We start from the raw sequence: 10,346 nt of genomic DNA, 5'->3' as shown, positions 1-10,346 counted from the left end.
GGCCCGCACGCGCAGGCCCGCGAGCCAGCTCTCGCGGTCGGTGCCGTAGCCGCTGTCGGCCTCGCCGAGATCGGGCACGGACTGCTCGTCGACGACGACCCAGAACGTCCAACGGTGCGGTGGGGCCGGCCAGCTGGGGTCCGGCATCCAGTCGTCACCCGGAGCGCACGACGGCAACGGAGTCGGCCATCCCGGAGGAGCGTTGAAGCGCACCGACATCTCTACCCCTTTGATCAGAGTCGGACAGGAACCGACTCTGACCTCGGCCCCTCAGCGGCACGTTACGACCAAAACCGGTCAAAGTCCCTAAAATGGAGCAAAAGGTCCATGCCTCCGGCGAGCACCGCTCAGGGACCGTTCGGGGACGTCTCGGGGTCGACCCCGATGGGCACCGGCCGCGCTCACGGTCACGCTGGAGGCATGACGACGAGCACGCTCGACCCGGCCAGCCCGGCCAGCCCGGCCGGCCCGGCCAACCTCGCGGCCCCCACGAGCACGCGGGCTCCGGGTCGGGCGACCACGCATACGACCACGCGTACGACCACGCACACGACCACGCAGAAGGCCACGCACACGGCCACGGACCACCTCCCGCTGCTGGCGCTGCTCGCACCGCTCCTGCTCTTCGCCCACGGCATCGTCGCCTGGGTCGACGGCCTCGACACGCTCGACGACGCCAGCCCCTTCGGTGGCCTGGGTGGTCTGGGTGGTCTGGCCGCCGCCCATGACCAGGGCGCGTTGTCCGTCACGGCGGGCGCGCTCCTCGTCCTGTCCGTCGGCGCATTCGCGTGGCTCACGGGCGGACTCGGCGCGCGCCTGCGTCACCTCCCGCTGGCAATGCCGACAGCGATACCGACAGCGATGCCGACAGCGATGCCGACGCTGTTGGCCGCGTTCGGCGCCGGCGCCACGGGTGCCCTCTGGCTCGGACACCTCACCGGCCTGCTCGGCGACACGCTGCCGTCGGCGCTGTCCTCGGGCGGCGCCGTGCTCACCGGCGTGGCCCTCGCGATCGTGCTCGTCGGCGTGACCCTCGAGGGGCGGCTGCCGGTGGGCTCGCTCGCGCTCGCCGGCCTGGGCGGAGCCGTGCTGCTCCTCCCCTGGGGCCTCGGGCCGCTCGGCTCGCTGCTCCTGCTCATCGCTCTCGCGCCGCTGACCCGGCCGTCCGACCCCGCCTGACACACATCCCCGGCAGCGAAACCCGAATCGAAAGAGCGATCCGTCGGTCGAGCCCGCTTGGGGTCCCTTCTCGACGCGCGTACCGGCCGGTTTCCGCCGAGGATGTCGTCGTGCGCCTGACCCGGGCGCCAGCACAGTCACTCACACCACGGGAGCTCACACATGCAACACCCCAGCCTGACCAGACGCGGCGCCGTCGCCGTCGCGTCGCTCGCCCTCGCCTCCACCGCCGCCATCGGTGGGGTCGCCGTCGCGTCGACCGACGCTGCCACGGCCGAGCCGGTCTCGACACCCGTCACCACCAGCACGCCCGACGGCCAGCTCATGAGCTACGTCGTCAACGCCCGCATCGCCAACCCCGGCCAGACGCGCCTCGTCGAGACGGCGGTCCGGGCCGCCGGCGGCGTCGTCGTCCAGTCGTGGCCGCAGATCGGCGTCGTCATCGCGCACTCGAAGGTCTCGACCTTCCGCGCCGACGTCGTCGCGCAGGGCGGCAACGCCGTCGACTCCGTCGGGGCGACCCGCACCGTCGCCGTCTCCGAGGGCACGCCAGAGGTCGCGGGCGCGTCCTGGGGCCGAGGCGCGTCCGCCTACAAGCAGGGCGCCAAGAAGCCCACCAACGGCGACCTCGAGTCCGACACGTCCCCAGCCGCCGCCGCCGACCCTCGGGAGGGCGAGCAGTGGGACCTGACGATGATCAAGGCGGACCAGGCCCACAAGATCACCGACGGCTCCCGCAACGTCCTCGTCGGCGTCCTCGACAGCGGCATCGACCCCGACCACCCGGACCTCGCCGCCAACATCGACGTCGCCGACTCGGTCAACTGCACCGACGCCGGTCGCCCCGACACCTCGGCGACCGGGTGGTACCCGACGACGAGCGACCACGGCACCCACGTGGCCGGCACGATCGCCGCGGCTCGCAACGGTGTCGGCATCGTCGGCGTCGCCCCCGACGTCCGCATGGCAGCGGTCAAGGTGGTCAACAACGACGGCTACATCTACCCGGAGTACGCCGTGTGCGGATTCATCTGGGCCGGTCAGAAGCACATGGACGTGACGAACAACAGCTACTACGTCGACCCGTTCGAGTTCTACTGCGAGGACCAGCCCGACCAGCACGCCGCCAAGGAGGCCGTGCGTCGCGCCGTGACGTGGTCGACCAAGCAGGGTGTCGTCCACGCAGCCGCCGCAGGGAACTCGGCGCACGACCTGTCCGACAAGTCGTCGTTCCACGACACGACGAGCCCCGACGACCAGCCGAAGGCAGGACAGGTCGACCGCACGCTCAACAGCGGGTGTGAGGACATCCCGACCGAGCTCGACGGTGTCGTGACGGTCTCGTCACTGGAGAGCGTGCCCACCGGCTCGCAGAACAGCCGGCTCTCGAGCTTCTCGAACCGCGGTCTCGGAAAGATCGACGTGGCAGCCCCCGGTTCGAGGATCCTGTCGACGGTCGTCGCGAACAACGGCTACGGCCTCAAGAGCGGCACGTCGATGGCGTCGCCGCACGTCGCCGGCGTGCTCGCCCTCATGAAGTCGGCCCACCCGACGTGGACGCCCGCGCAGATGATCGACAAGCTGCGCCGGCAGGCCGACGACAAGGCCTGCAACGCCGCGACCGGCGGTCCGGTCTGCATCGGCCCGATCGAGGACAACAGCTACTTCGGCGAGGGTGTCGTCGACGCCCTCGACGCCGTGAGCTGACCACACCACCACCGAAACCCCTACCGCACATCCGATCGAAAGGGCGATCCGTCTGACCGGACGGATCGCCCTTTCGATCGGGGAGTTTGCTCTTTCGATCGGAAAGGGGCCGGTCAGGCGGGGCGGGGGTGGTGGCGGACGGCGCGGACGGTGCGTGCGAGGAGGACGAGCGCGACGAGCTGGCTCACCGCGACGACGACGACGAGCGCCGGCACCGACCGGTCGTAGAGCCACCCGGCCACGAGACCGCCGACGATCGCGAACGCGCCCTGCACGCCCGCGAAGACGCCGTATGCCGTCGCGCGCCTCGGTGCCGCCACGACCTCCGCGACGAGGGCCTTGACGGTCGAGTCCTGCACGCCGTAGGCCAGGCCCCAGACGGCGACCCCGACGAGCGAGAGCCACACCGAGCCGGACAGGGCGAGCGGGGGCACGAGCGCGACGAGCACCGGCACGGCATACAGCACGGCGCCGCCGCGGCGGTCGTAGACGAGCCCGACCCCGAGGGCTGCGAGCGCCTCGACGGCCATCGCGCCGGCATAGACGACGGGGACGGTCGCGACGGGGACGAGCTTCTCGACGGTGAGGTGGTAGCCGATGATGCCGAAGGTGACGAGGCCGGCGGTCATGAGGCCGGCCGCGAGCGCGTAGCCGAAGAACTCGCGCGGCAGGCCCGAACCGACGGCGTCGGCGAACCAGCCGCGCAGCCCTCGTCCCGCCGAAACCGGCTGTGCGGCAGCGGTTTCGGCAGGCGTGTCGGCACGTGTGTCGGCAGGTCGGTTGGGAGCGCCCGGCGCCTCGACGTCGTAGACTGACGGGTCGGGCACGCGGGAACGGATCACGAGCAGCAGCACCATGGCCACCGCGCCCGGGATGGCGAGGACCGCCATGCTCGGCCAGATGGCGCCGGTCGCCGCGACGACTCCGGCGACGAGCAGCGGCCCGGCGAACGCCCCGACCTGGTCGAGCGCCTTGTGCACGCCGAAGCCACGACCACGACCGACCGCCGACGCGACGTGGGCGAGCAGCGCCGACTTCGACGGGCTGCGGACGGCCTTGCCCGAGCGCTCGAGGAGGATGAGGACGGACGCCAGCACGAGGCCTGCGCCGCCCACGAACGGGGTCACGGCGAGCAGCGGCACGCAGACGGCGGTGAGGCCGTAGCCGGCCATCGTCAGGCCCCAGTAGCGCCCGGTCCGGTCGGCGAGCGGCCCGAAGACGAGGCGCAGCACGAGCGCCATCGCCTCGCCGGCGCCGGTCACCAGGCCCACGACGAGCGCGGTCGCCCCGAGCGAGGCGAGCAGCGGCCCGTACATCGAGCGCGCGCCCTCGTAGACCATGTCGGCAGCCAGGCTGACGAAGCCGAACCACCAGACGACCCGCCACGCCGACCAGCGTCCGGGCCTGCCGGTGGCGGGAGCGGTGGCGGTGGAGTCGGTCATGCGGCGAAAGGTACCAACCTGATCTGCGAGCGGGGAATCACGAGCGCTGACCACGAGCGCTGAACCACGAGCGCTGAACCACGGGCGCGGCCTAGCCTGATCGAGTGAGCAATCCAGACCGGCACCCCACCGAGGTCGTCTGCGGCGCCGACGGCTCGGGGCCTCCCACCGCCGTCGTGCTGCCATACCGGGAGGTGCCGCTCGGCGGTCCCCGCGCCATGCCGGTCCGCCGCAGCCTGCCCCAGCGCGGGCGCTCACTGATCGGCGCGTGGTGCTTCGTCGACCACTACGGACCGGACGACGTCTCGCAGACCGGCGGCATGGTCGTGCCCGGTCACCCGCACACCGGCCTGCAGACGGTCTCGTGGCTGTTCACCGGCGAGGTCGAGCACCGTGACACGACGGGCGCGCACGCGTTCGTCCGCCCCGGCGAGCTCAACATCATGACCGCCGGGTCCGGCATCGCCCACTCGGAGTACTCGACGCCCGGGACGACGGTGCTCCACGGCGCGCAGCTCTGGGTCGCGCTGCCCGACGCCGACCGCTTCACGGCGCCGGGCTTCGAGCACTACGCACCGCCGGTGTCCGAGGTCGACGGTGCCCGCGTCCTCGTCTTCCTCGGCACGCTCTTCGGCCAAACCTCGCCCGTGACGATGTTCTCCGACCTCGTCGGCGCCGAGGTGACGCTCGAGGCCGGGGCGACGCTGACCTTCGATGTCGATCCGTCGCACGAGCACGGACTGCTCTGCGATGCCGGGCTGCTCACGGTCGGCGAGGCGACGGCCAAGCCGGGCGAGATCGTCTTCCATGCCACCGGCATCCAGCGGATCACCGTCGAGGCGGGCCCCGACGAGCCGGCGCGCTTCCTCGTCCTCGGTGGAGCGCCGTTCGGGGAGCAGATCGTCATGTGGTGGAACTTCATCGGCCGCAGTCACGACGAGGTCGTCGGCTTCCGCGAGACGTGGCAGCAGGCACGCGAGACCGGAGGGTCGGCGGCGTACGGCACCTTCCCGGACGCCTGGGAGCACACGCTCCCGGCCCCCGGCCTGCCCAACCTCAGGCTCCGCTCCCGAGGCTGACCCGTCGGGAACTGCGCACTCGACGGGAGCTTCTGGTCGAGTGCTCATTTCCCGACGTGTGGGCAACCGGGCACTCGACGGGAGCTTCTGGGCACGCTGGTAGGTGGGTAAGGATGGGTCCATGCGCGCCACGACGATCCATGCCCCCGGTGACATCCGCCTGACCGACGTCCCCGACCCGACGATCGAGGCCCCGACCGACGCCATCGTGCGTGTCGTGGCCGGCTGCATCTGCGGCTCGGACCTCTGGCCCTACCGCGGCGCCAACCCGATCACCGCGGGCTCGACCATCGGCCACGAGGCCGTCGGCGTCGTCGAGGAGACCGGCGCCGACGTGCGTCAGGTCAAGAAGGGTGACTTCGTCGTCATCCCCTTCGTGCACTGCGACAACACGTGCCCGCACTGCCGCGCCGGCATGACGTCCGTCTGCGACCACCAGGGCTGGACCGAGAGCGGCCAGGCCGAGCTCGTCCGCGTCAACCAGGCGGACGGCAGCCTCGTCAAGACCGACGGCATGTTTGACGACGCGCTCCTCCCGTCGCTGCTGACCCTGGCCGACGTCATGGCGACCGGGTGGCACGCCGCCGTCTCGTCGCGCGTGCGCCCCGGCGGCACCGCCGTCGTCATCGGCGACGGCGCCGTCGGCCTCTGCGGTGTCATCGCCGCGAAGGAGCTCGGCGCCGAGCGCATCGTCGCCATGTCGCGCCACGAGCCGCGCCAGGCCCTGGCCCGCGACTTCGGTGCGACGCACGTCATCGCCGAGCGCGACGACGCCGGGGTCGAGGCGGTCCTGGACCTGACCGACGGGGTCGGCGCCGACTCCGTGCTCGAGTGCGTCGGCACCGACCAGTCGATGAAGACCGCCTTCCGCATCGGCCGGCCCGGCTCGACCGTCGGTTTCGTCGGCGCCCCGCACGGCGTCGAGCTGCCCGTCCGCCAGATGTTCGTCCGCAACGTCGGCCTCGCCGGCGGCATGGCGCCCGTGCGCACCTACCTGCCCGACCTGCTCGAGCGCGTCCTCGACGGCCGCATCGACCCCGGCAAGGTCTTCGACCTGACCTTGCCCCTCGACGAGGTGGCCGAGGGCTACCGCGCCATGGACGAGCGTCGCGCCATCAAGGTCCTCCTGCGCCCCTGAGCCATCCCGATCGGGTATGCCGTGAGCGCACCCAGCCGTGGACGCGCGGTCTCCGAACCACCTGCAGCACGGACGTGACCGGCGCACTCGAGCACACGGCATACCCCATCGCGCTGCTGACGCGGCCCCCCACGAAGACGGAGCAGGACGTGACGCACGCGCGACTCATCGACACGGCGGCGCCGAGCGCGCCCCGCGGGATCGCGCTCGTGCTCCACGGCGGGGCGGCGCGGCGCAGCCCGATGCGGGTGAGCCCGACCCAGCTGTCGGTGCTGCGGATGGTGCCGATCGCCGGGCGGATCGCCCGCGCCGCGAAGGGCGAGCTCGCCGTCCTGCGGCTGCTCAACTCGACGCGCGGTTGGGACGCGCACCACACCCCCGTCGACGACGTGCGCTGGGCGCTGCAGCAGGTCGCGGACCGTTTCGGGCCGGACCTGCCGGTCGGTCTCGTCGGGCACTCGCTCGGCGGACGCGCGGCCCTGCTCGCCGCCGGGGAGCGGCGGGTGTCGAGCGCCGTCGCGCTGAACCCGTGGGTCTACCCGAACGAGGGACGCCTCGACCTCAATGGCCGGCGGGTCCTCGTCGTCCACGGCGACCAGGACCGCGTCGCGCGCCCGGCGAACTCGGCGTCCGTGGCGCGCGATCTCGCGCGGACCGCCGAGCGCGTCGGCTACGTCACCGTCGTGGGCGGCAAGCACGCGATGCTGCGCCGCCACGACGTCTTCGACGGGCTGGCCGCCGACTTCACCACCGCGACGCTCCTCGGTCGCCGGCTCGACGGTGTCGTCGGACGCGTCCTGGCCGGCGAGGAATGGGTCGACGTCTGAGGGATGCCTGAGGGGCATCTGGGTGAGGTCTGAGGGGCTCGCAGCAGTGCGCGTTCTGTCGTTGTCTCAGCGTTGGCTCCCTCGAGGCCTTTCGCTTTTGCGGTCGCCTCATCGGCCCAATACAGTCGGCTCCAACCCCTCCAAGACCGGTCCGGAACTAGGTGAGGACCAGGATTGGCCCCGAGATTTGCCTCCGTCGATGACTACATCGCCTCCTACCCCGAGGAGACGCGGACCCAGCTTGAGGGGGTTCGCCGCGCCATCCGGGAGGCAGCGCCGCACGCGGACGAGAAGATCAGCTACGGGATGGCGACCTTCACCGTCGACGGCAAGCCGCTCGTCTACTACGCCGGCTGGAAGAACCACGTCGGGCTCTACCCCGCCCCGACGGGTGACGCGGACTTCGAGGAGGCCATCGGCCCCTACCGGCGTGCCAAGGACACAGTGCGCTTCCCGGTCAACCGTCCGGTGCCGCTAGAGCTGATCACCGAGATCACGGCCCTGTGCCTCAAGCGGCGCGCTGATGCGGCGGAGCAGCCCGACGGCTGACGCTTCGGCACACCTTCGACCGGCCCGGCCGAAACATTTCGCTGGAACCCCAATCCAGTCAGACCCGCCGCAGCGAACCCCGGCACGGAGACGGTCGACGACGACCCCCGTCTGGAGCAGTGCAGGATGGACGGTTCATCTCCTCGTCAAGGAGGAAACAGATGCGCACCACCACCACCCGGATCGCCGGCGCCAGCTTCGTTGCAGCCGCCGCCCTGGCCCTCAGCGTCGGCCCAGCCTTCGCAGCCGACGGCTTCGTCAGCGCCAACCTCAAGCCCGTCGCCGGCAACGGCGTCAACGGAAGCGGCACGGCCATGGTCGAGGTCACGGGCAACCAGATCACCGTCACGATGGCCGCCAACGGTCTGCTCCCCGACAGCCCCCACGCCGCGCACATCCACTTCGCCGCTGCGGCCCGTCACGAGTGCCCGGCGCTGTCCGACGACACGAACGGCGACGGCCACCTCAACACCACCGAGGGCGGCCCCGCCTACGGCGACATCGTCGTCTCGCTGACGAAGACCGGCGACACGAGCCCGAAGTCGGGACTCGCCATCGACCGCTTCGACACCGCGCCCGGCGGCAAGCTCACCTACCAGCGCGGGAGCATCACGGTCGCCAGCGATGTCGCCCAGGCGATCTCGGCCGGGCAGTCCGTCGTGGTCATCCACGGCGTCGACCACAACAAGGACGGCAAGTACTCCGGCAGCACGAAGAGCGACCTCATGCCTTCGCTCCCCACCGAGGCCACCGACCCGGCCCTGTGTGGCGCACTGCGCGTCGCTCCCGCAGGCGGCATGCACACCGGTGGCGGCCTCGCCGCCGACGCCCTCAAGAGCGGCGGCATGAACAACGGCGTCATGACCGGCGGCGGCCAGAACGAGGCCCTCATGCTCGTGGGTGGGGGCGCCCTGCTCGCCGCGGCCGGGACCGGCGTCGTTGCCGCCCGTCGCGCGCGGACGCGCGCCTGAGCGACCGGGCCGGCTCGATGCCTGACCACCCCGAGCAGCCGTCCTCGAGCGGTCGCCGCGTCACCCATCGCATCACCCCGGGTGTCGCGGCGGCCCTCGCGGTCACCGCCGTCCTGCTCGTCGTCGGGATCGTGGCTCTGACGCTCGGCCTTCGCGGCACACCCGGTCCGCCACAGCCCGCGTCGGTGGGGAGGGCCGGGAAGCCCTCGTCCTCCGGCCCCATCGCTCCCACCAGCCCGGGCCCCACGGCGTCCCCCGGTCCGCGCGGGACACCGACACTCGCCTCGACGCCCGACACGTCATCTCCCTCTCCCGCGAAGGGTGGCGCCAGCGGCGTCGGGGACTTCCTCGAGGCATCCGCGCCGACAGCGATCGAGATCCCGTCGATCGGCGTCAGCTCGACGCACTTCGTGCCGCTCGACATCCAGAGGGACGGGACGATCTCCGTCCCGGGCACGGCCCAGGAGGTCGGGCTCTACGACGCCGGACCCACCCCGGGCCAGCTCGGACCGGCGGTTCTTGCCGCGCATGTCGACACGCCTTCGGGGGTGCCGGGCATCTTCCACGAGCTGGGCCGGGTCAAGGCCGGCGACATCGTCAAGGTGTCCCGTCGGGACGGCTCGCGCCTGACGTTCACGGTCGACCGGGTCGCGGCCTACAGGAAGACGCAGTTCCCGACCGAGCTGGTCTACAAGGGCGACTTCACCCAGGCCGAGATCCGTCTCGTGACGTGTGGCGGCCCCACCGACAGTGAAAACGAGTACCGGGACAACGTCGTCGTCTTCGGCCACCTCACCCGCGCCAACTGACAACAACACCTGACGACTCCGAGCCGACTACCAGCGGGCCCTCGGTCCTGTGGTCGGTTTGAATGTGACCTGAGTCTCATTCATGGCCAGGTAAAGCTTCGGCATAAACGTGCAAAGAGAACATTCAGGGATCTCTCCGGCGCCGCGTCGTTACCGTGGTGTGACATTTGCCAGTCGACTCGTTTAGTCTTCCGGAAGCCCGACCACCAGGTCGGGCTCTCGTTGGGTGGACCGCCTAGTCCTGTCACCGCCTGACGAGGGAGATCAAACCTTGTGACAGGAGCGGAGGAACCACACGTTTCTCCGGACGTCCGGCGCAACGACTTCGGACGTCCTTGGGGTGAAGACCGCACCGCCTCACGACCTGGTCGTGAGGTGGAGGCAGCCCGGGCACCTTTCCGCCCGAACCCGACAGCTAACTTCGTAGGCGCGGAGAGGCATCAAGCGTGAACTCAGAGAACATCCGCGGCCGCCACCGTGCACCGGGCCGTCACAACTCCCTCTACGAACTAGGGCTCCTCGCTCGTGAGTCGGCTCAGCCGGCCATGAAGGTCGGAGCCGTCGTGGCCGCCGCCGGCGGGCTCGTCGCCGCCTTCGCCAACCCGGCCAGCGCCGACACCCTGTCGACGATCGCCGCCCCGGCCG

The 10,346-nt window shown here is 71.3% G+C and carries 9 protein-coding genes, 1 pseudogene and 1 riboswitch; of the genes and pseudogenes, 9 read left to right on the top strand and 1 reads right to left on the bottom strand.

Annotated features, from left to right (window positions below):
• Window positions 1-420: 420 nt before the first annotated feature.
• Together AC1DP0_RS11665 and AC1DP0_RS11660 are read left to right on the top strand one after the other, a co-directional pair.
• A complete protein-coding gene (locus AC1DP0_RS11665; RefSeq protein WP_478084735.1) occupies window positions 421-1,179 on the top strand; it encodes a hypothetical protein in 759 nt (252 codons plus the stop codon).
• 162 nt (window positions 1,180-1,341) lie between these two features.
• Entirely contained in the window at window positions 1,342-2,886 is a 1,545-nt protein-coding gene (locus AC1DP0_RS11660; RefSeq protein ID WP_478084734.1) for a S8 family peptidase, read from the top strand.
• Between the two features lie 113 nt (window positions 2,887-2,999).
• On the opposite strand, the gene AC1DP0_RS11655 is transcribed toward AC1DP0_RS11660, so the two are convergent.
• Window positions 3,000-4,328 (bottom strand): MFS transporter, encoded by a 1,329-nt coding sequence (locus tag AC1DP0_RS11655; protein WP_478084733.1) that lies wholly within the window; start codon window positions 4,326-4,328, stop codon window positions 3,000-3,002.
• 104 nt (window positions 4,329-4,432) lie between these two features.
• On the opposite strand from AC1DP0_RS11655, the gene AC1DP0_RS11650 reads away from it, so the two are divergent.
• The 7 genes and pseudogenes from AC1DP0_RS11650 to AC1DP0_RS11620 form a co-directional block, all read left to right on the top strand.
• Window positions 4,433-5,407 (top strand): pirin family protein, encoded by a 975-nt coding sequence (locus tag AC1DP0_RS11650; protein WP_478084732.1) that lies wholly within the window; start codon window positions 4,433-4,435, stop codon window positions 5,405-5,407.
• A gap of 121 nt (window positions 5,408-5,528) precedes the next feature.
• Window positions 5,529-6,545, top strand: a complete 1,017-nt coding sequence (locus AC1DP0_RS11645; protein WP_478084731.1) for a zinc-dependent alcohol dehydrogenase family protein — start codon at window positions 5,529-5,531, stop codon at window positions 6,543-6,545.
• A gap of 74 nt (window positions 6,546-6,619) precedes the next feature.
• Complete coding sequence (locus AC1DP0_RS11640; RefSeq protein ID WP_478084730.1) at window positions 6,620-7,372, top strand: alpha/beta hydrolase; 753 nt, start codon at window positions 6,620-6,622, stop codon at window positions 7,370-7,372.
• Between the two features lie 174 nt (window positions 7,373-7,546).
• A complete protein-coding gene (locus AC1DP0_RS11635; protein ID WP_478084729.1) occupies window positions 7,547-7,921 on the top strand; it encodes an iron chaperone in 375 nt (124 codons plus the stop codon).
• 161 nt (window positions 7,922-8,082) lie between these two features.
• Entirely contained in the window at window positions 8,083-8,892 is an 810-nt protein-coding gene (locus tag AC1DP0_RS11630; RefSeq protein WP_478084728.1) for a hypothetical protein, read from the top strand.
• A 17-nt stretch (window positions 8,893-8,909) separates the two neighbouring features.
• On the top strand, window positions 8,910-9,701 hold the full coding sequence (locus AC1DP0_RS11625) for a sortase domain-containing protein (RefSeq protein WP_478084727.1): 792 nt from the start codon (window positions 8,910-8,912) through the stop codon (window positions 9,699-9,701).
• Window positions 9,702-9,939: 238 nt separating this feature from the next.
• Window positions 9,940-10,145: riboswitch (cyclic di-AMP (ydaO/yuaA leader) on the top strand.
• Window positions 10,146-10,147: 2 nt separating this feature from the next.
• Window positions 10,148-10,346, top strand: a pseudogene (locus tag AC1DP0_RS11620) (CHAP domain-containing protein); the annotation flags it as partial.

This window comes from Terrabacter sp. P5_B1 (assembly GCF_056400505.1).
Note: the sequence above shows the minus strand (reverse complement) of the source record. Positions and strands in the feature narration are given on the sequence as shown.